This window comes from Spirosoma areae, from assembly GCF_054781775.1.
Genome location: NZ_BAAGTT010000027.1, coordinates 239,640 through 261,885, shown reverse-complemented (window position 1 = coordinate 261,885; position 22,246 = coordinate 239,640). Strand labels below are relative to the sequence as shown.

At 52.1% G+C, this 22,246-nt stretch carries 14 protein-coding genes; 2 read left to right on the top strand and 12 right to left on the bottom strand.

The window, feature by feature from the left end; translation table 11 throughout:
- Positions 1-156: 156 nt before the first annotated feature.
- Positions 157-2,637, bottom strand: a complete 2,481-nt coding sequence (locus ACYVI1_RS15215; protein ID WP_460911465.1) for a TonB-dependent receptor domain-containing protein — start codon at positions 2,635-2,637, stop codon at positions 157-159.
- 302 nt (positions 2,638-2,939) lie between these two features.
- Positions 2,940-3,638: an outer membrane beta-barrel protein gene (locus ACYVI1_RS15210; RefSeq protein WP_460911464.1), complete on the bottom strand. Its 699-nt coding sequence runs from the start codon at positions 3,636-3,638 to the stop codon at positions 2,940-2,942.
- Positions 3,639-3,983: 345 nt separating this feature from the next.
- Between ACYVI1_RS15210 and ACYVI1_RS15205 the strand changes: the two genes are divergently transcribed.
- Complete coding sequence (locus tag ACYVI1_RS15205) at positions 3,984-4,160, top strand: hypothetical protein (RefSeq protein WP_460911463.1); 177 nt, start codon at positions 3,984-3,986, stop codon at positions 4,158-4,160.
- 400 nt (positions 4,161-4,560) lie between these two features.
- Positions 4,561-4,878 carry a hypothetical protein gene (locus ACYVI1_RS15200; RefSeq protein WP_460911462.1) on the top strand — a complete coding sequence of 106 codons (318 nt, stop codon included), beginning with the start codon at positions 4,561-4,563 and terminating at the stop codon, positions 4,876-4,878.
- A 119-nt stretch (positions 4,879-4,997) separates the two neighbouring features.
- On the opposite strand, the gene ACYVI1_RS15195 is transcribed toward ACYVI1_RS15200, so the two are convergent.
- From ACYVI1_RS15195 to ACYVI1_RS15150, 10 genes are all read right to left on the bottom strand, one after another.
- A complete protein-coding gene (locus tag ACYVI1_RS15195; protein WP_460911461.1) occupies positions 4,998-6,542 on the bottom strand; it encodes a glycoside hydrolase family 32 protein in 1,545 nt (514 codons plus the stop codon).
- 170 nt (positions 6,543-6,712) lie between these two features.
- Complete coding sequence (locus ACYVI1_RS15190) at positions 6,713-8,428, bottom strand: RagB/SusD family nutrient uptake outer membrane protein (RefSeq protein ID WP_460911460.1); 1,716 nt, start codon at positions 8,426-8,428, stop codon at positions 6,713-6,715.
- A 15-nt stretch (positions 8,429-8,443) separates the two neighbouring features.
- Positions 8,444-11,596, bottom strand: a complete 3,153-nt coding sequence (locus ACYVI1_RS15185) for a SusC/RagA family TonB-linked outer membrane protein (RefSeq protein WP_460911459.1) — start codon at positions 11,594-11,596, stop codon at positions 8,444-8,446.
- A gap of 194 nt (positions 11,597-11,790) precedes the next feature.
- Positions 11,791-12,678 carry a carbohydrate kinase family protein gene (locus ACYVI1_RS15180; protein ID WP_460911458.1) on the bottom strand — a complete coding sequence of 296 codons (888 nt, stop codon included), beginning with the start codon at positions 12,676-12,678 and terminating at the stop codon, positions 11,791-11,793.
- 12 nt (positions 12,679-12,690) lie between these two features.
- Positions 12,691-14,016: a sugar porter family MFS transporter gene (locus ACYVI1_RS15175; protein ID WP_460911457.1), complete on the bottom strand. Its 1,326-nt coding sequence runs from the start codon at positions 14,014-14,016 to the stop codon at positions 12,691-12,693.
- Between the two features lie 214 nt (positions 14,017-14,230).
- On the bottom strand, positions 14,231-15,694 hold the full coding sequence (locus tag ACYVI1_RS15170; RefSeq protein WP_460911456.1) for an ATP-binding protein: 1,464 nt from the start codon (positions 15,692-15,694) through the stop codon (positions 14,231-14,233).
- A 15-nt stretch (positions 15,695-15,709) separates the two neighbouring features.
- Positions 15,710-16,954 (bottom strand): eCIS core domain-containing protein, encoded by a 1,245-nt coding sequence (locus tag ACYVI1_RS15165; RefSeq protein ID WP_460911455.1) that lies wholly within the window; start codon positions 16,952-16,954, stop codon positions 15,710-15,712.
- 20 nt (positions 16,955-16,974) lie between these two features.
- Positions 16,975-17,547, bottom strand: coding sequence for a hypothetical protein (locus ACYVI1_RS15160; RefSeq protein ID WP_460911454.1), 573 nt, complete (start codon positions 17,545-17,547; stop codon positions 16,975-16,977).
- 4 nt (positions 17,548-17,551) lie between these two features.
- A complete protein-coding gene (locus ACYVI1_RS15155) occupies positions 17,552-21,529 on the bottom strand; it encodes an eCIS core domain-containing protein (protein WP_460911453.1) in 3,978 nt (1,325 codons plus the stop codon).
- 63 nt (positions 21,530-21,592) lie between these two features.
- Positions 21,593-22,240, bottom strand: a complete 648-nt coding sequence (locus ACYVI1_RS15150; RefSeq protein WP_460911452.1) for a hypothetical protein — start codon at positions 22,238-22,240, stop codon at positions 21,593-21,595.
- Positions 22,241-22,246 lie beyond the last annotated feature (6 nt).

Genomic DNA, 22,246 nt, shown 5'->3' with positions numbered 1-22,246 from the left:
CTCGCAGTTAACTGCCTTATAATCAACCAACAAAAAAGCCGCCCCTCAATCCGGGGACGGCTTTCACGTTTTCTTAACCTAAACTAAGTCCATTGCAATTTTGGATTTGGGATGTCGGATATACCCGAAATCCGACATCCCAAATCCAAAATCTCTCTAATTATTCCCTCCTACCCGGCTTTGCTCGGCGGAGGTGGCCGAATTGCGCTGGCGGGCAGTCTTAACATTTTGATTGCCAAAGCGATACGTGAACGTCAGCCTGATTTGACGGCTTTCCCAGCGCGACAATACCCGGAAGTTAATGTCCTGAACCACAGCCCGTCCGTTAAATTTATTCAGCCAGAACGGGTCGTTTACATTCAGTTTCAGGTTGCCTTTGTCGGCCATAATTTTCTTTTGCAGACCCAGGCTGAAGCCGCCCATCGGCTGCGCCCGGTAGAAACCATACTGCGAGGTTGAGTTGTACCAGCCCGATAGTTCGCCCGACAGCGTCTTGCTGAATGTGAAGTTGTTTGAGGTGTAGAGGTTGTAGGCCGCTAATTTCACCTCGTATGGAGCATTGGAATAGATCGTCTGGTAGTTCACGTAGTACCCGTTGAAATTGTTCTGCATCCGCCACCATTTCGCAATCACCACCGGGAAGCTAAGATTCAGGCTGATATTGGTTGACGAACCCTGGTTTTCGGCCGTTACATACGTGATGTTCTCGGCGGGAATCTGCCGGGGTGTCTCGCGGCTGATGAAGTCCGTGGTGTGGCTAACGTTCAGCGTGGTAGTGAAGGCGTTTTTATAGACGTGCGTCAAATCAATCGAGTTGGTGTATTGGGGCCGCAGAAAGGGGTTGCCTTTCTGGTAGGTGTACGGATCTAAATAGAACACAAACGGGTTCAGGTTCTGATAGTCCGGGCGGTCGATTCGGCGGCTATACGACAGGTTCAGCACGTTGTTGGTGTCTAACTGCCGCGACAGAAACAGCGTCGGGAACACGTTCAGGTAGTTCCGGTCGACGGTTTGATTCAGCGTCACCGACGTACCAATCGAGTGCGTGTGCTCGGCCCGCAACCCCGCCTGCACTTTCAACTTGCCGAATTTACCGGCGTAGTTAATATAACCGGCGTTGATGTTTTCGTCGTACTGGAACTGATTCGAACGGCTGGCATCGGGCAGCCATTTGCGGGTTTCCTGTTGCAGCGTGTCGTAAATCGTGTTGTTGTCGGCATTGACGAAGCTGCTTTTCAGGCCCGTTTCCCATTTACTGCCGTTCGCCATCGGATGCACGTAATCCGTCTTGAACGCCAGGATGTTAATCGCAGATGGCATTCTATTGAGCACATCCTGGTTGGGGCGGGTTAGTACGTTTTCAGCATTTGTATAGGCGGTGCTCAGCGTATTGTTGTTCAGCCCACCGTAGTGAACGTAATCGGCATCGACGGTCCACTCCCGGCCTTTCCCAAACTCGTACTTGTAGTTGATGTTACTCGTGAAGTTCGTGAAATGGTTATCTATGTTTACCTGCGTGGCGGCTTTGCTGGTGAGTTGGCGGTTCATGTCGCTGATGAGCGTATTGTTCAGCCCATTCTGCCGCCAGTCGTTCGAGAAGCCATTCACTAACACCCCAATGGTACTCTTCTGATTGATGAAATAGTCCATACCGGCTTTGTAGGAATGCCCGGTGAAGTTGTTTGGCCGGAACGAATACTGGTCGAAGTAGGTCGTGCGGCCATTGTACAGTATAGCCCGGTTGATTTCGTTTTGCTGGGCGCTCTGCCGGTTTGTGTAGCTGTAGTTGCCAAACAGGTTAACTTTTCCTTCGCGGTGATTGAGGTTTAGCGACGTGTTGAACTTTGGCAGGTCATCCCGCACACCGTTGAGGTTATTCACCCAGCCGTAGCCCGTGCCAATGATGAAGGTGCCGTTGGTGCCGAAGTTCTTATTCTTTTTCATCCTGATGTTGATAATCCCCGAATTACCGGCGGCATCGTATTTAGAGCCGGGATTGGTGATAATCTCAATCGTCGCGATGTTGTCGCTGGGGGTGTTTTTGAGTAGATTCGAGACTTCCTGTTGCGAGAGGTAGGTTTGTTTGCCGTCGATATACACAATCACACCGGCTTTACCTTTCAACTGAATCTGGTCGTTCTGGCGGTCGATGGTCACGCCGGGGGCTTTCTCCAGCACTTCCAAAGCCGTGTTGCCGCTGGAGACAATGCTGCCTTCGACGTTGACCACGGTGCGGTCAACCTGCTGCTCGATGAACGGTTTCTGGGCAACGACTTTCACTTCGGTTAAGTTTTTGGTCTCGTCGGTCAGGGCTAAAGCGGGCAGTTCCAGCGCCGGGTGCGCTTCATCGACTGCGAACGGCGCTGTATACGTTTTGCGGTAGCCTACCTGCTGAGCGGCTACTACATACTTACCGGCACCTACGTTTTCGAAGGCATATTTTCCCTCGGCGTCGCTGATGGCGCCTTTCACTAAGGTCGAGTCTTTCGCTTTGAGGAGCATGAGCGTTGTGAACTCAAGCGGCTTTCCCGCTACCGTGCCGACCTGCCCGTTAACAGTACCCCGCGTCAGAACCTGGCTAACTGCCGTCGAAAACGTGAGCAGAACAAGGAGCGGGAAGAGTAAAATCGTTTTCATAGTTGTATGCTTTTTTCGGAAAGCTGCCGGGTTGTCATCCCGAAGTACATGGCAAAGGTAGGTAGTGGGCATCACAAAGTACCTGTTCTTACACAAGCGGTCTGATTGGCAGGATAAGCGGATTCGTAGGCGGAATTGGTGTTAATGACGAGAAAATCCAGACGAATGACACGGATGAAAACTGAAATGTTGCATGTCTGAACCGTTTTTTGTCATGCTGACGGAGGAAGCATCTTCACGTATCCTGGCTAACTCATTGACATACGTCAAGATGCTTCCTCCGTCAGCATGACAAATCCCGGTCACAGTTTCAGCCCCACCGCCCACACACTGGCGTCTGGCCCCTGGCCCGCCCGAAACGGGCTGTTCGGCTCGTAGCGAAAAAACAGCTTGGCGCTCCCCCGGTAGCCCAGTTCGGTGGTTAGTCCCCAGCGAACGGGATTCAGGTTATAGGAACCATGTGCCCGAACGGTTGAGCCGCCCTCCGGCTTCACTTTGGTGTAGCTGTCTAACCGAAAACCGGCATAGGCCCCTACCCCCAGCGTCAGCCGTGATTTAAACGACACATTCAGCATCAGTGGCAGGTTGAGTTGAGTCGTTACTAATTTCGACCGGCGCAAATCCACATCAGCGGGTTCGATAAGCAGTTCATTATTCCGCTCGATCAGGGTGTTTCTTCCCTCGAACATGAAGTTGTTCCAGGCCACTTCGGGGCCAGTCACTAACCGAAGTTTGGTGGAGCCACTCACAGCCAGCGGAATGCGCGTTTGCCAGGCAAGGGCCACAAAGCGGGAGCCAGCGGGCCGCAGGTCGTAGCCCGCCGGAAGCGAGCCGCCAAGCCCATTAAAACCTACGTAGATTTTCAAATCCGACCGGACGTGCTTACTCCAGTTCTTTGGTTGGGGTGCCGAGTCGGTAATGATGGTAACGGACGTTTGGGCAAATGAGGCCGCCGAGACCGTAATCAGGGTGGTGGCCAGGAGGTGTTTGAACGTTTTCATGGTGGTTGTATGCGTTAATGATTGCTAAGCGGATAAAAGCAGCAACCTGCTGCCGGTGTTAGTTGACAGGAAGATGTCAGAACACCCGTGGCGGGTTGCTTGAGCGTGTAATTATTTTTGGGCGACGGGCTCCTCGGGCGACCCGGATTTTAGCCGCTAAAACCTTATTACTTCCTAAAGAATCTCTTGTACAATTTGTCTTTTCCGTGAAAAATAGAAAGCAATTCTTGTACTTTACTAATATTGGCAAACTATTGTGATACGGTTAGTAGTTTAAGAGATGAAGGGGCAAAATAGATTCAACAATTCCCTTTAGATTGATTATAAATAAATTACAAGAAAATCATGCACGCATCACTCACAGTAAAACAAGAAAATAAAGCTAAAGCTACATGGATAAGCATTTGTACTTTTTCCCGTTTATTCGTTTTGGGCTTTATTCAGCAAAATGGCTTTGTTTTTGAAAGCTTTTCTCGCCTGTCAGCACCCTTCGGTGGGAGCTTGCTATCCAGCAACCGCTAATCGGGAAGTGGCTTAGTAGGTTTATCCAGTTTCCTCTCCTTCCTTAACGCAACCAATCAAATAGGTATAAGTGGGCAAAAAATCGTTGACAAAGCGGATGCTACAGTCTATTGATTATCAAAGTAATCCGCTTTGTCAATGATTAGCTCAAGCAATCATGCAGAATTAAGCTAAAGTGTTTAGATTCTTTTGTTTGGCTCAATGATTTATTCGATAGTTAACCAGTTTCTTAAGTAGCCTCATCACTGTTTTAATTCCTACGGATTCACCCATACGGCCATTGCCTCTCTGCTTATTTAGCGAACAAGAGCCGGGCCGACTGCCCGGTTGGTGTATCAGACGTCATTCGCCTGCGGATGCTTAGTGCGTCCTTCGTAAATCCACAAACTTCACAACACCCATGAACCGTTTTTCAGTAATCTATCTGCTCAAAAAGCAGTATCATCATATATCCTGTGCCACGCAAGCCGAAGCTGAAGCCGCTTTAACGCACGTATGCGCGCAGAACGATTGTCGACCCATTGGTATCTACGACGCGAAAACCGAACTTTTTTATTGGGAACCCACACGCCAGCGTCAATACAACAAGGCCAGCATTGAGCGGCAGGGGAAACTGGGCGACCAGATTACGCTGCTTGCTCAGCGTCTGCGCCAGGGGGACGAAGCCCGTCATGCCCAATCGAACTCCATTTCTCAGCTTCTTCAGATGAATGGATAAAACGACCACAAAAAAATCGGTATCGGAAAATCCCGATACCGATTTTAACTACATCCGAACAGGGCTTCTGGAGTCAAAAAACCCTGCTTCGGTATTCTTCATCATAGGTTATGTCATTGCTACCCATCCTGTTTCGGAGCATTCCGAATCGAAGGGATTAGCCTGGTATAGGTCAACTTACTTATCGACAGGCCGGTAGTCGATTTGATGGCCAGTTTAGTCAGGTTCTGATCTGGAAAAAAGATGCTCGTCATGACGGTAAGTCCATCGTCGGCAAACAATTCTGCGGATGCAGCATCGACCAATAATGTCAGTGAGATCATTTTGCCGGTCGATAGCCGTGGCGCCTTGATCCGTTTACCAAACCCTTTTTCAAAATCCGTTTTGCCCGCTTTAGTGCGGTCAATGTAGTAGGCATTGGTGCCTTTGTCGTACCCAATAACCAGTTCATTACCCTGTTTATTAGCAAGCACAATGGAGAAGTCGGCAGGGTCTGGCACCGACAGTGTCAGCTTAAACGCGTTGTATGGTCCTGCGGTTTTGGCCGTAAGGTCATAGTTGCCTTTTACTGTTAAATTAGTTAATGAAACACGTTTGTCGTTCAGCGCATCAAGCTCTCCAACGGGTTTGGCGGTCAGGTATAGTTCTTTATTTACTTCTTTCAGGCCGAGATCACGCGGCACGGTGGTTGCACTTCGCCAGGCCGAAGTGGGCACAACCTGGGCATATTGCCAGTTACTCATCCACCCTATGAGGGTAGTCCGCTCACCGGTGTTGGCGAACGTCACACCCGCGTAGTTGTCGGTGCCATAATCCATCCATTTGGTTTTGGTGGAATAAGGGGTGAAGGTTGATCCATCAAAATCGCCGACAAAATAGTGAGTGGCCGAGCCACCATTTGGCCCGCCGGGGTTGATGCTGACCAGCAGCACCCACACTTTTTTTCCATTATGGTCCAGCAGCAGCAAATCCGGGCATTCCCAAACGCCCCCATGTGCGCCTACATCCGCACCAAAATCACTTTCCTTCGACCAGGATTTCAGATCAGGCGAGGAATAAAAGGTAACACGGTCTTTGGTTGCTAAGGTCATGATCCACTTTTTCCGGGGTTCATACCACCGCACTTTCGGGTCCCGAAAATCGACAATACCAGGATTAGGCACCACCGGATTTCCGGCATATTTAGTCCACGTTTTGCCTTCGTCCAGGCTATAGGCGATACTTTGATACTGGAACCTGTCTGATTTCTGCTTCTCTAATTTGGGATTATGATGGGTAAAAATGGCAACTAAGGGTATTTGCCCATTCCGGCCAAAGCCGCTGGTGTTGTTCACATCGACGACCGCGCTACCCGAAAAAATATACCCCAGACTATCCGGGAACAGGGCAATGGGCTGCTCCTGCCAGTGCACCATGTCTTTGCTGGTTGTATGGCCCCAGTGCATCGGTCCCCAGGTGGTGCTATCGGGGTAGTATTGAAAAAACAAATGATACGTTCCTTTGTAATAGACCATCCCATTCGGGTCGTTCATCCAGTGAGCTTTCGGCGAAAAATGAAACTGAGGCCGGTAAGGTTCCAGTTTCGTATTAGCCGGGCTTGTCTGCCCGCATGAATAGTGCGCGAAAGAAGCCAGCAGGGCAAGATGTAGGAGTGATTTTTTCATAGTAAGTCTACTAGTAAGGACGAGTTAATTAGATAGGGTGGGGAGTCAGCCCAACGACCGCCCCCCACGATAAACCAGACTACCAACCTAATTGGGTTAATTGACAGGTATTGGTAAATAGGTTATTGGCATTCAGTGACTTCCCCAAATAACCTACTAACTACCCCTGCCTAAAAACCAGGATTTTGCTTGTAAAGCCCTTTGGTGAAACTGATTTCCCGTTGCGGAATTGGCAGATATTCATCCCGGCCTGCTGTGAATTTGGCCGTTGCCAGGAAGGGCCGTCTTACTTTTTCCTTCTCGATGTAGGCGTTCAGTGTTTTTTCGGCAATTCCCCAGCGAACAAGGTCGAAGAAACGGGGACTTTCGGTGGCAAACTCCAGTCGGCGTTCCCATTGCATTGCTTTCCGGGCATAGTCCTGGGTCCAGCCCGTAGCCGGGTACTCTTTAAGGTTATAGTTCGATGCGAAGGTGCCATCCACCTTTTTCAGTCGGCCGGTGCTGGCTGCGGCCCTGCGTCTGATTTGGTTAATCAGGGGTCGGGCCAACTCCTGCTGGCCCAATTCAATGTAGGCTTCGGCCTGCATCAGCAACACGTCGTCGTAGCGAATGATGTCGATGTTTTTCGAGGAACCAATAAAGGGGCCTTCTTTGTGATACGATGAACTGGTGGCCAATTGCTGCTCTTTCATGGTATGGAAGAACCCATATACCCCCGCATCGCGCACCCAGCTATTACTAAATGGCTTGGTTGGATCGTACTTATATGGGTGCCCGTCGATGCCAATGGTATGGTCGACGCGAGGGTCAACAGTATCGGTCGTGAAATCGACATTCTTCTCGTTGAAGGTGTCCATCAGCGGCAACCCGTTCGCATCGGTTTTGTAGGCATTCGCTAAGTTCTGACTGGGCGCATGAAACCCGCAACAGCCATATTGTGGTGCACCGTGCGGGTAATTCAGTCCCGTCACGTAACTCAGGCGCCCAACGGCCGTGCCATCATTAATTGAATACTGAATGGCAAAAATAGACTCAGGGCCGTTTTCGGTTTCAGCGATAAAGTTTTCGGCAAAGTCGGGCTGCAGGCTGTATTGACCTGAACTGATTACCTGCTGGGTTAAGTTAACCACCTCCTGTAACCGCGTTTTATTGATGGCCACAACTTTATGATTATCATCCTGTTCGTAGGCCTGGAACAACCGCAGTTTTGCCAGATAAGCCGTTGCAGAAATCTTGTTGGCCCGTCCGGGTTGTGCCTGTTTAGCAGGCAGATTGTCAATAGCGAACTGAAAATCTTCGCCAATTTTATTCCACAACTCATCATTTTTATACTTCACATTGGACTCGTTCAGAATATCGTCGCTCGAAAGCGTTTCGGTGATGTACGGCACGTTTTTGAACAGCATTTTCAGCATAAAATGCGAATGCCCGCGCAAAAAACGCATTTCGGCCTGACGGGTTTTCTTCAGCGGAAATTCGGCATCGGTTAACGTAGTCAAACTTTTCAACGCTGAATTCGCCCGCGAAATGGCTTTGTAGAAATTTTCCCAGGTGAAGGGGTGCATGATACCGAAATCAGGCCGGGTCAGGTTGTAATGCTCGTAGAAATCAATTTCACCCACATCACCCACGCCACCACCGCCTTTATAGGCATCGTCGGAGCGAACACTGCCATATACCCACATGCTGGTCATGGGGCCAACCATATCGTCATTGCCAACACCGGCGTAGGCCGCTGTAGCCAACGCTTCGGCACCCGAAGCCGACTGTATGTTATCCGACGACAATAGCCCCTGTGGCTGGTACTCAAGATAATCATTGCAGGAGGTGGCTGTCAGCAGCAAACCGGCTGCCATGATTAGACCAAATGTTACTTTATTTTTCATGATGATTGATGGCTTTTAGAAGGATACATTGATACCAGCAGTGAAGGTCCGGGGAATTGGAATCGCATTGATGTCGACGCGCTCTGGGTCAGGCCCCTGGAAACTACCGGGTTTGATTAAGAAGAGATTATCGGCCATAACAAACAGGCGAAGCCGTTGCAGGTTGATTTTCTGGGTCAATTTCGAATCAACCGTGTAGCCCAACTGAACGTTTCTGAGCTTGAAATACGAAGTACTGACAAAGAAATAATCAGATGTGCGGGTTTCGCCATTGACATCGGACAAGGACAACGAAGGAATTTTGGAACCCGTGTTGGTGGGTGTCCAGGCATTGAATACCCCCGGCCCAACGTTATCCCGGCCCCGGATAAAATTATTATAAAATGTGTAGGCATCGAAGCCCGACCGGCCAGCGACCCCCGACCCAAAAACCGATAAGTCAAACCCTTTATAGAAGGCTTCAAACTTCAGGTTGTATTCAAACGCCGGTAGGGTCGTTCCGAAGAACACGCGGTCATCGTCGTTGATCTGCCCATCTCCATTGGTATCGACGTACCGAATCCGGCCCGGCCCCGCGCCTACCTGTTTCGGGGCCGCATCAACGTCGGCCTGGCTTTGGAACAGTCCGGCGGTTTTATACCCAAACAGGTCAAACTGAGAATGCCCCAAAATGGTGTTGATCACATTGCCGGGATAAGCCGCCCGTACTTCTTCGGGCAATTCCGTTATTTTATCGCGAAACCGGCTGATACCCGTCATGATGTTATAGGTAAAATCACCCTGGGGCTTGGCATAATAGCCGAGCGAAAATTCAAATCCATTATTCGATTTGGAAGCCCCGTTTACCGCCCGCAGTTGCCCTTCACCCACGGCGGAGGCAATAGGGGGCGTAATCAGAATATCACTTGTTTTGCGGGTGAAATAGTCGAACGACCCCTGAAACATCCCGTTCAGAAAACCAAAATCAACGCCTACGTTTAGTTCATCGGTAGTTTCCCATTTCAGGTTCGGATTTGCTCCCTGAATGGATACGAACCCTGAGGGAAGATTGCCCGTGTTAGCCCCATTCAGGTCATAGGCCGTTCCGATATTATAAAATTGGTCGAAGAAGCCATTATGCCCATTCGGGTATTGCGATTGTCGGGAGCCATACCGCGTATCATATAAGCCAAACCGGGCCAAATCGCCAATTTCCTGGTTGCCAACGCGCCCTACGCCCGCCCTGAGTTTCAGGTTGCTGATGGCTTTAACATCCTTGAAGAAACTCTCTTTATCGAGCCGCCAGCCCACCGAAGCCGCCGGAAAAATACCGTATTGATTATCGGTACCAAACCGCGACGACCCATCCCGCCGGATGGTCAGGGCGAGTAAGTACCGGTCCGAAAACCCGTAATCAATCCGGGCAAACTGCGACAGCAGCCGGTTGCCCGTGCCTGTACCGGAAACGGTGGCATTGCCGGTTCCTGAACTCAGCACAAAGTAGCCGGGCGATTGTACGGCAAAGCCTTCTTTCCGATCTGTTTGAGCAACAACATCCGTTTTAACAGCTTCCACACCGACCAGAAACTTAAAGGTGTTGTTGCCAAGATTCAGGTTGTAACGCGCTGTATTCGACCAGGTTAAACTCAGAAACTTATTCTGGTCAATAGTCAAACTGTTATTGGTGCGCCCAAATGAGCCTTCCTCAAAAGCCTGCTCGATATTTTTGAAATAATACGTGGCGTTATCGGCCCCGAGGCTTGTGCGGAGGAACAGGTTTTTGATGGGTTCGGCTTCGACGAATACGTTTCCAAACAGGTTTACCCGATTCGCATTGTCATACTGATTAATCTCCTGCATGTGAAGCGGATTATTGCGGTCCGAATAACCCGCCCCAATGGCTCCGCCCCAGGTCCCATCTTTAGCATAAACCGGAATGGTTGGCGCTAAAGTGATGGCTAAGCCAGGCGTCAGTGCGCCCCCAATATCGGTTGAAGCCAGGGTTTCGTTCAGGGAAGCGATCTGAATGTTGGCCCCTATTTTGAGTCGATTGTTAAACGCGCTGGTCAGGGCGTTGATGCGGCCACTGAGTTTATCGGCACCCGTAAAGCGCAGCATACCCGTGTTCTTGAAATACCCCAGATTGACTTGCAGGGATGAGTTTTTTGTACCACCCGAAATTGTCAGTTCGTTGTTGGTGACAATACCGGTTTTGTACATAACAGACTGCCAGTCCGTATCGCCGGCGGGCATATTCGGATTGCCTCCCACCAGCGGGTTGACCGACACGCTGTTGAGTTTAGGATTTTTAAAATCTTTATTCCAGTCGAAGGTGTACAAAGCGCCGTAGCCATCTTCGGGATTTACGCCATCGTTGACCGATGCCTGCCAGAGTGCCCTACCCCGGTCAACCGCGTTGAGCATCTTAAACCGTGAATATCTTTCGGATTGGGACGAAATACTGCTGTTAAAATCAATGTTGATTTTGCCGTTCGTATTCGTGCCGTTTTTAGTAGTTACGATGATGACCCCGTTCGAGGCTCTCGACCCGTAAATCGATGCCGCCGACGCATCTTTTAACACCTGTACCGATTCAATCGAGTTCGGATTCAACCCCTGAAACACTTCGGGCCGTTTGGTCGGAACCCCGTCGATAATGTAGAGCGGGTCGGTGTTGCCGAGCGTGTTGGCACCCCGAATCAAAATTCGGGAGTTGGTACCGTTCGGCGAACCCGTCTTTTCGATATAAAGCCCCGGCACCCGGCCCTGTATCGCCTGCATTGGGTTACCTGAACTTATATTCCGCAGTGGCGCTAAATCGACAACGGCAACTGCCCCGGTCAGGTCTTCTTTACGGGACGTGGTATACCCCAGCACGACGACTTCGGCTAATTGACCACCAGCCACTAAGGCTACGGTAAGGGTACTTTCGTTTTTGATGGCCACTTCCTGCGCGTCGTAGCCAATGAATGACACGGCTATGGAACTGGCACTTTGGGGAAGAGAAATCGAAAACTTCCCTTTGGTGTCGGCCACAGTGCCAGTCGTTGTGCCCGGAATAATAATGCTGGCACCAATAAGCGGTTCATTCGTTTTGGCATCGACAACGCTCCCCGTAATGGTACGTTGCGCCAGCGCCAACTGCAGCGTCAGCAACAGGGCGGCCAGGGTGAAGAGGTAATTTTTCATCATCATAGGAAGTTTAATTGAATAGAATTTATTGAGGCAGAGACTAAATGCGTTGTCAACTTGCGGCTGGCCACCGGCACGGGCTACCACCCCCAACCCCCTCCTAAAACAGGAGGGGGCTACCCAGAAGGGTACAGCTACCCCGTTGTATAGCCCCCTCCTAAAACAGGAGGGGGTTGGGGGTGGTCGGCTGGTCAAACAGCGTGTAAGCCCTGATTCACGATGGTTTCTTCCGTAAATGTGGGCGTAGCGCCGTGTTTAGTCGCGACGTAAGCGCCGGTTGCACAGGCAAACTGGAGAGTTTTCCGGGGTGTTTCACCTTGCAGTGTCTTGTAAAGAAAAGCGGCCAGAAACGCATCGCCACTGCCGATGGTGTCGGCCACCTCGACCGGGAAGCCACCCTGTTGCACGAAGCCGTTGGCATCCAATAGGGCTGCGCCTTTTTCACCCAGCGTCACGCACAGAATGTCCAGTTTGTAGCGGTCGCGCAGTTGCTGCATGGCCCGGCGCAGGTCCGTCTCGTGACCGTACCAACCCGACAGTTCGATCAGTTCATGTTCGTTCAGTTTGGCAATGTCAGCCCGATGCAGCAGGTCTTCAACCGTTGCGCGTTCGTAATGCGGAGCACGCAGGTTCACGTCGAACACTTTCCGGCGGGCAACAGCCAGCAACGCCAGCAGGGTTTCGTGCGTTTGCAGACTACGGGCTGCCAAACTCCCATACACGAACAAATCGCTTTGCCGAACTACATCGGTCAGGCCCGGTTCCAGTTGAATGTAATCCCAGGCAACGGGCTGAACAATTTTATACGTCACCTCGCTGCTGTCCGAAATGTTGGCTTTCGCCACGCCCGTCAGGTGGGTCTGTCCCACCTGTACAAGTTCGGTCGGAATGCCTTTTCCGGCCAGAAAATCGAGCAGTTCGCGGCCCATGTCGTCGCTCCCGACCCGGCTGATGAGTTGGGCGTTCAGGCCGAAATTGCGAAGGTCGGCAGCCACGTTCATCGGGGCGCCACCGGGTTGTTTGCTGGTGGGCAGCACGTCCCAGAGAATTTCGCCAAAACAGGTGATGGTTGGTGTCATGGTCAGAGAGGATTAATGCACAAAAACGGTCCGTTCGATTTGCTCTAAGCTGGTACCTTTGGTTTCGGGCATGAGTCGCAGCACAAACACGAGTTGCAGGACCATCATGATGGTGAAAAACAGGAAGGTGTTGCCCCCGCCAAACCGTTCGGACAGGTAGGGGAAGGTGAACGTAATGATGGCCGCCATGAGCCAGTGCGTGAAACTGCCCAGGGCCTGACCACTGGCGCGCACTTCGTTCGGGAAAATTTCGGAGATGAACACCCAGATGACGGCCCCCTGCGAGAAACCGAAAAACGCGATGTAGCCGAACAGCAGAAACGGTACGGTCATGCCGCTGAAATCTTCCACGTAAAACGCCCGCGCCACTAAGCCCAGGGTAACAATCAACCCCACCGACCCAATTTTCATGAGCGTCCGGCGACCGTAGCGGTCGATCAGGTTCATCGAAATCAGGGTAAAAACGAGGTTAATCAGCCCAATGCCCGCCGATGACAGCAGCGACGAGCTTTTGCCCAGGCCAGTCATTTCAAAAATGCGGGGAGCGTAATAAATAATGGCGTTGATGCCCGATACCTGGTTGAATACGGCAAACAACACCGCCAGCATAACGGGCGTTTTGTACTGTCCCGAAAACAACCGGGCCGATGCGGTTGTGTGATGATTGCTTTGCTGAATCGCGTTAAACGTCTCCTCAGCCGTTTCGGGGTCAATCAGGTTCAGCACCTCGCGGGCCTCGGCTACCTGCCCTTTTTTGAGCAGCAGCCAGCGTGGGCTTTCAGGAATGTTGAGGACAGCAATCAGGAAAATCAGGGAGGGCAACGCCTGCACGCCCAGCATCCACCGCCAGGGTTCAGTGCCAGCGTCGGCCAGCAGAAAATTAGATAGGTAAGCCACCAGAATACCCAGCACGACATTGAACTGAAACAGGCCTACCAGTTTCCCGCGCGACTTAGCGGGCGAAATCTCGGTGATGTACATAGGAGCCGCCACCGACGACGCGCCCACGCCCAAACCACCCAGAAACCGAAAAATGAGGAAGATGCCCCAGTTAGGAGCAAGGGCCGTGCCGAGGGAGGCCAGCAAATACAGAATCGCAATCCAGAATAGCGTTCGTTTGCGCCCCAGTTGCTCGGCTGGAATACCGCCCGTCATCGACCCAATCACCGTGCCGATGAGCGCGATGGATACCGTGAGGCCGTGCTCCCAAACACTCAGGCCCCACAGCTTTTGCAGCGATTGCTCAACGCCGGAGATAACGGCCGTATCGAAGCCGAAGAGAAAACCGCCCAGAGCGGCTGTGATTGACCAAACGAAAATGCGCTGTTTCTGACTCATATCTGCTTGTGCTGACCCGTAGTTTAAACACGGTTCATGAGTCAAATGTAGCCGGTAGATCAGGCGCAGGCTTTCAGTAATCGGTCAATTAGTTTCGATAATTACTATTAAATCATTAGGTTGATTATGAGTTGTTTATAAAAAAATAGTTACCGTGAATTGTATTATTGTTGCATTAATTTTCGATTTTGTTGCATTGATTTCTACGGCTTCCCTAGATTGTCTTTCCTTCTTTCTGGTATTCTTTTCGAATTTCATCAATCAAAAATGTTTTACTGATTGGCTTACCTACGGCTAAGGCCCGCAGACTGCTCAACTGAATACAATTCAGAATGGCGGCTCCGCTTAATTCAAACCGGCTCGCCAGTTCATCTAGTTTCACATCCGGGGCGCATTCGACCGAGTGCGGAATCATTTTCTGCCACAGCAGCAGTCGTTCAGCCATGTCGGGCACGGGAAACTGAATAACCGACTGAAACCGGCGCATAAATGCATTATCGAGGTTATTTTTATAGTTGGTGGCCAGAATAATGAGCTTGGGGTAATCTTCTAATCGCTGCAGCAAATAACCCACTTCCTGATTGGCATAGCGATCATTGGCCGTACCCACGTTCGTGCGCTTACTGAACAGCCCATCGGCTTCGTCGAAAAATAAAATCCAGTCTTTTGTTTGAGCGGTTTCAAAAACGGCCTGTAAATTTTTTTCGGTTTCTCCGATGTATTTGGAGACAATCATGGACAGGTCGATTCGGTAAACGTCTTTCCCGAATTCTTTCCCCAGCAGGGAGGCCGTCAGCGTTTTGCCAGTGCCGGGCGGCCCGTAGAACAAAGACCGATAGCCCGGTTTGAGCTTACTGCCCAGGTTGGCATCCTGGCTGAGGGTGTCGCCAAACATAAGCCAGTAGCGAATTTGCTCCAGTTCCCGCCGGGTAGCGTCGGGCAGGACCAAATCGTTCCAAACCATGGTGGTCGTGAGCAATTTAGCCGGAAAACTACTGCCAAACCGCGGTTGCCACGTCTGGCCCGTCAGCAGCAAGTCGGTATAATCACGCGACAGCAGCAGTCGCCCGCCCATTTCGGGATTGGCATCATTGTCAACTTCTATGGTCAGCACGCGCTCGCGGGCAAAAAAGTGACTGTCCGAAAACAACTGCTGCGCCGTCAGCCGCCGGTCGATGTCGGTGCCAGCCAGCACAAACAGGGCCGTTTCGCCCGTTGGCTGCAACCCGCGATTGCCCCCGCGAACGCCCCCAAAAATAGGCAGGTCGCCCCCTTTTGGCAGGAATTCCAGAATCAGGTCGCTGAACAAATCGGGGTGAACGTGGGGCGTAATGCCCAGAAGCAGCACAATTAATTCCTCGATTTTCAGGGCGCGATCCGTCACGAAGCGGGCAAATGCCGAGCCATCATCGGTGAAGGTAAACGGCGGCTGCACGAACGCAGCCGATTGTCCAAAATACTGACTCAGCCGGTTCCGAACAACATTACGCAAAAAATGGAGACTTTGAAACAAACTCGACGCCTTTGCCGGAAGGGGCGGAAACGCAACGGGATGAGCCATTTTAGGTAGCTTAGGTTCAGGGACAGCAGGTTCCGGGGCATCGGCTTCGATGTCGGGGTTAGGGTCGGCTTCGATGTCGGGGTCGGGCTTGCCAAACCAATTACGAAAAAGACTCATGGGGCGGTGGTGAGTTTAGGGGCAGGCAAGATTAGCCCCTCTGAACGGGTCGATGGCATCCTGGTCGGCCTGCGCCGAAGCGTTCCACTGCTGTTGTAGTTCGTTCACGCGCGTTTGAATCTGTTGCAGCGCATCGGCCTGGTCGCTGCCCGTAACCGCAAACTGGACAGCCCGGAAATTCGTCTGGGCCTCAAGTCGGTGGTCTTCGCCAATGCGCTGATGTTCACGCTCATGGGCCGTTAGCTGGGTTTTCATAGCACTCCAGGCCGCTACCTCGGCGGCCCGGTCGGGTCGGGCGGTCGGGCTCCAGGCCGGGCTGTCGATGGGGCAGGATTTGGCTACCGAAAGCCGGGGCGACCCGCTCACGGTTGCCCGCACCGTGCCATCGGGCAGGGTTTGATAGCGGATCGTCAACTGGCCGTTGAAAGCATACGTGCAATGGGTTTGCGCCCACTCCGGCGCGTAGGGCGAGTTGCTGTTGAGCCAGCCAACGACCTCATTGCAGGGCAGACTGCCGGGCACGGGATACCGCTGTACGGCTCCTGATTTTGAGCCATCCTGCTGCACCACGTGCGTCAGTTCGTGGGCCAGCAACCGCTTGCCGTCGGTGGTTTCGGGGTTGTATTTCCCGGCGTTGAAATAAATGTCGCTGCCGTGCGTAAACGCCTGCGCCCGCAACTCGTGGCTTAGCTGCTCAGCCTGGCTGGTGGTGTGAATGCGGACATTCGTGAAATCATGCCCAAACGCCTGAGACATTTCGGTGAGCGTTGCCGTCGGCAGAACGCTGCCCTGGCCCTTAGTGCCGCGCAGTTGCCGGGCCGACACGGGGACCGCCGATGCGGGGCCTGATGCCGAAGGCACGGCCTTTTTCTGAATTGGCTTCTCGTCTTCCTTTTCTTCTTTTTTCTGCACTTTCTCTTCGTCGGGCTCTGTTTTTCGCTGTACGGGCTTTTCGTCTTCTTTCTCTTCTTTTTTCTGCACTTTTTCCTCGTCGGGTTCGGCTTTGCGCTGGACTTTTTCTTCGTCTGGCTCTGTTTTTCGCTGCACGACCTGTTCGGCCATCTTGTCGGCCTCCTGTTCGTGGGCATCGCCGGGCTGGTTCACCGTCAGCTTGGTTTGCACGAAGGCGGGCGCGAAAAACGAGGTACGTTCGCCCGGCTGCGCGGCTTCATGACCGGCGGGCTGAAAAAAAGTGGTTTTTGCCGCAGCACCGCCTTTAGGCTGGCGACGACGGCGGAGGAAGCGGAGGGGAGTTGCCATATGTAGTTAAGCCATTTATATCAACGCTTATCAGTTAACCAGTTTTCCAGAGACGGGTGGTTTTCGATGGCCGCGCCAACGACGTTTGCCGGTTCGGCAGCCGGGCCGATCGCCCCTGTTTTGTCTAACCATTCGATAAAAGCAGGATAGCCCGGATACCTGGTTGTTGCTTCCGAAACATACAACGCCAACCGCTCTTTATCGTATTTTTCAGCAGGTTTCTCCTCATACGACGCCGGGTCGGATAGATAATACGTCCAGGTGGTTATGAAATCATAGATGGCGCCGGTGTCGTAAGGCAGCAGCGACAGAAACTCAGGCGTGGTAGTGGCGAAAACACTGGCAGGGCTTCCTTCGCTATCCAACCAGACGTAAGGCCATTCGTCGGTGAGGTCGTGGTCGGATTGCCATCGGCAAATGAGTGAGTTGCTGCCATGTTTACCAATCATGGTGAAGCTGGGGATAGCCGGGTCAGGCAGCAATGACTGCATGAGTGTTGCTGCCTGACCCGGCTCTACAAGCTCAAAATCGGCAAACGGCGCTGCCGACTGCCGACAAAACGCGATGAATTCGTTCAGCAATTTATCGTCCATCTACTTAATTTTTCAGGCTGTCCATATCCTGGCTTGCTATTTGATTTTCACCCCGCTCGATGTTTCCTTTGACGCGGGTTACCAGCGCATCTTTCTCCGTCTGCGGCATGGCAATGGCCTGAATATCACTCCAGACGGCATTTGTTTTGTTCCGACCGGCTACGTTTTTAATCGCCCGCACATCAGCCGCCAGTTCGGGTTTCATCAAATTGACCACCGCATCCCGTTTGGCCTGATTGCCCGTCAGGCCAGCGATGGCCGCCCGCGCCCGGCTGATAAAGCTATTTTTCGTAACGTCACCATTCGTGCCATAGGTGCGCCCGGCTTCGTGGCGAATGCGGTGTAAATTAATAGCATACCCGTTAGCGGCCCGGCCAGCGGCCCGGCGGGCCATGTTGCTGGTCGAACCGAAATACGGTTGCTCAGCGGCCCAGACCAGAATAGCCGCCTGGGGCTGGTGATCGGGCGTGAGTTCGTCGGAGGTTGGGTTAGGAATGGAATTGTAGGTACCCGTCAATCCCTCCAGATTATAACTCTCAACGATACGGCCTACCGCGCGGTTACCAGCCATGAGCCGTCGCAGTTTACCCGAAAGGGTAACGTTCTGATCCAGCAATTCGCGTTGTTTGGTTTGTTCCAGAGCCGTGTTGCCACTGCGTTTTGCCGCCTGCATCTGCTGAATGCGGGGCTGGATATTACTGGTCAGAAAGGTTCTGATTTCGGCAATGAGCAACCCTTCGGGCGATGTGGCCGTGATGCTGTATTCGTGAGCATAAAAATCCAGAAACTCCCGGATCGATTTCGGGTCACTGGCCATCATCAGAACGGGTTGCCCACCGCTTTCTTCAAAATACAGGGCATGATTCTCCCCATTCTCAGCCGTAAAGGTTGTTCGTAATCCGAAGAATGACAGAACGCCCGCCACAGCATCCCGCCCCATCTCCAGCAACTGACCGCCCAACTCCACGGCCTTGTTCACTAACCAGGTCAATCCTTTGTCTACCAGGGCCTGAACAGATTGGATCATCTCATTTATCCGACTACCTAAGCCCCGCAAACCGACCTGATTGGCCAGAAAGCCAATGATGGTGGGCAGGGCATTGGCCATCGTTCGCTCCAGGAAATTGGCCCCCGTTGTCACAACGCCCCGCGCAATTTCGGCTACCCCGCCCACGAACGAACTGACAACCTCCAGAATCTCACGGAGCCGCTCAATGAACGACTGCACCGCCCGGTAGAAGGCAATGAAACTGTTGATGACGGCCATAATACCGGTTGGGTCGAGCATGGATAGCAATTTGGTCACCATCTTGTCGATAATTTGTTCCATAATCCAGCTTTTCACCTTGTCGAGAACCATGTCCCAGAGGTTGGCCAACTGATCCTGAATGTGCTTCCAGATAGCGCCCGGCCCTTCTTCCATCACCTCTTTTACAAACGACCAGATGCCGGTCAGGCGGTCAAGCATACCGCGAATTTTAGCCACTTTCTGGGGGCCAATTTTGGGATGTTCACCTATTTTCTTCCAGATTTTCTCCATCGAAATACCCAGCACATCCAGCACGAAGGTTAGCACAGAACGGAACGTAAAGTCTTTGGGCGGCTGGATGTTCGCCTGTTTCAGTTCGCTGGTGAGCCAGCCAACCAGGCCATTCAGCAGGTGCGTACCAATGTTGCCGAAGAACTGCGAGAAACCCAGTTTGACTGCTTTCAGCAGATTGCCCAAAAACGCCATCGGGTCGCGCTTGATGTCTTCATACGCCTGCATAGCTTTGGCCACAATCTGGTCGATCAGATCAAAGGGGAAATTCATCAACTCCAGCGCCGTATAGATCACTTTCTTGACAACCTCGATGATGAAGCCCAGCACCCGCCCAATTGGCTCCTCAAACTGCCCGACCACCCGGATAAATGCCGCGATGGGGTTAATTAGGTCTTCGATGTGCAGCGAGTTCCAAATGTCGGTGAAGAGTTTTTTGATGCCCGCCCATGTAATCTGGAATTTCTCGATCTGGGTTTCCAGCCAGGCAATCATTTTCTCAATGGCCCCACTCTGCTGAATTTCGGCAAACTTCTCTGGCCCGGCCACCAACTCAATAAAACCGCCAATCAGACTGATGGCGTTACGCTCAACGGGCGTATCGGTGACGGGGTCTTTTTCCAGAATCACCGTCAGCAGTTTGTAACCCCGGATGCCGTGTGCGTGAGTTCGGAGCAGGCCCAGCAGGGCGTCTTTGATAAACTGAAGCACAGTCAGCGCCACCTCACTGGCAAAATCCCAGACGTTCTGGACAAAGCCCTTTGCTTCGGCTACCAGTCCATTCAGTTTGCCAATTGGGTCGCGCAGAGTCTCGAATGAAAACGTCTCCCAGAGATGGCTAACCAGGGTTTTGAGTTGAGTCAGCAGGCCCAGAAACTGCCCAAGTTTGCTGCGGAGCCAGTCGGCCGTTTTCTTGATAGTGCCGCGCTTCTCCATCTCCTCGCGCTCCTGTTTCCGGCCAATAAGATCAAGAAAATCGCTCAGGATCTCTTCAAGTGGGGCCGACACCTCCTGGCCCGTAATGGGGTCGTACTGAATGATTTTGGTGAACAGCGGATACGCCGGAATCTTGTCGACGGCCAGCCCTTTCAGCACGCTGACGAGGGCTTCTTTCAGCATCGACAACAACTCATCTTTAACGCTTTCGGCGAAGCTGACGACATCGTTTTTAAGCGCAATGAAGTGCTTTTTGACAACCTCAAAGTTGGCTTCCAGGCCGTCGACCAAATGAATTTCTTCCCAGGCCGCTTCAACGGTACTTTTCAGCCGGTCCGTGGTTAAATTTAGTCGCTGCAGTTCACCCCGGACCCAGTTAAATGCTTTGGTGATAACCTGATGCTCCTGCAACAGGTTGAAAAGCAGCATCCCAAAAACCGGAATCAGCTCCAGCAGGCCTTTCACAAGGTTTTCGGGTGTCATTTCGACACGTCTTCTCCGCAAAACGTCGTAATTCACAATGACCGACAACAGTGAATAGCCCGGAATAACATCCGGGTTGAAATTGCTTAGGAGCCAGTCAATGGCTTCATCGAGCCAGGAGGCCTGAATGGACGGAGCCGTCACGGCGGGCTGCACCGACCGCTTCACGGCGGCTTCCTGCTGCACGGTATGCGTCAGCTCGTGGGCGAGCAGAAAACGCCCATCCGATGAGGTCGTATCGTACTGGTTTTCGTTGAAATAGATGTCATTGCGGTAGGTAAACGCCTTTGCGCCAATGTCGTTGCTGAGTTGGGCCGCGCGGGTATCGGTATGAATGCGAACCCCGCTGAAATCGGCCTGAAACGCGCTGCCCATCTCTTTTTGCAGGGGCACGGGCAGGGCCGCGCCACCGCCCGCGCTGGTCTGAACCCGGCCTGTAAACTGACCGCTGGTTTGCAGGCCACCATCGGCTTTGCGTTGCAGCGAAGGAGCCGCCGGGAGCAGTTTCGCCTGCACGTCGGCCTCGTCGTCTTCATTGCGCTGCAATGGCGTAATGGCCGATGAAAAGCCCAGCCCCGACAATCCATTGGCGGGCATCCGGCTAATTTGTTCGCCCATCTGGTCGGCTTCCCGCTCGAACCGGTCGTTGGGTTTGCCAACGGTTAAGCCCCCCAAAAAATCGGACGGGGACGGATTGGCGGGCGCAGGCGTTGCGTCGGCAACTTGCTGCACGTCGGGCGTTTCCTCCTCGTTTCGCTGAACGGCCTCCTGCTCACAATCCGCGCACTTCGCCTGAATTTGTGCGGGCTGGGATTCGGCTGCTTTGGTCTGCACAGCCGGTTTTTCTTCCTCCTGGCAAGTATCGCATTTGGCCTGAATGGTTGTTGGAGTTGGCGCAAAAAAAGGCGTTGCCGGTTTGCTGTCATGGGCCATAGCCTGCCCCTGCCGTTCCTTTCGGGAAAGAACGGCGCCCGGTTTGTGGCGCTCAGTAGTGGCGCGTTGGGGGGCAGACAAGGTTTGCATCAGAATCAGGCGGTTGCGATCAGACCAGTATTAAATTCAGGATTCTTAGGACTGCTACACTGGTTATTTCTTGCGTTTCGATATATCCGGCAATCTAACTCGGTCATACAAGGCCCGGAATCCGTTTAAGGAAAAACCGGAAAAAATTTGGGGCATAAACTCGTTAAATGTGTCAGCTTCTGGATTATCTTTTTTCTCCAGAAACGAAATAATCACAAGTTGCCAATAGCGAAATCCACGAGCCGCACAAAGCAATTGAACGTAGCCTTCCATATTCACATACAGATTCACTGGTTTATCGTCAAAATCGTAGAAATAGAGGTACTGCTCATCCTTATCCTTTTCGTAGAAGCCGACACAAGCCTCATCCACGAAAAAATCGAGTATTCTGAATTGACGGATGGGATCGTCGGTGGGGGTATGATCAAACCAAAGTACTTCCTTCCAATCAGCCTCCACTTCGGGCAACGGCAGGATTTTAGCATTCCCGCTTATATCAACTCTACCTGAAAAATCCGAGTGACTCCATCGGAGGTTAAACCCATTTAATTGGGTGTAGAATGCAGCAAGTGCGCCCTTAACCCTGTCAGGATCGCTAACTTTTTTCTTCTCAATCGGAATTACTTCAACAAAATCAGGTAATAGATTTGGGGTTCGAAACAACTCTCTGCCCAGGTTCGTAAGCGTAGCCTTGAAATCATATTTATCCATAATATG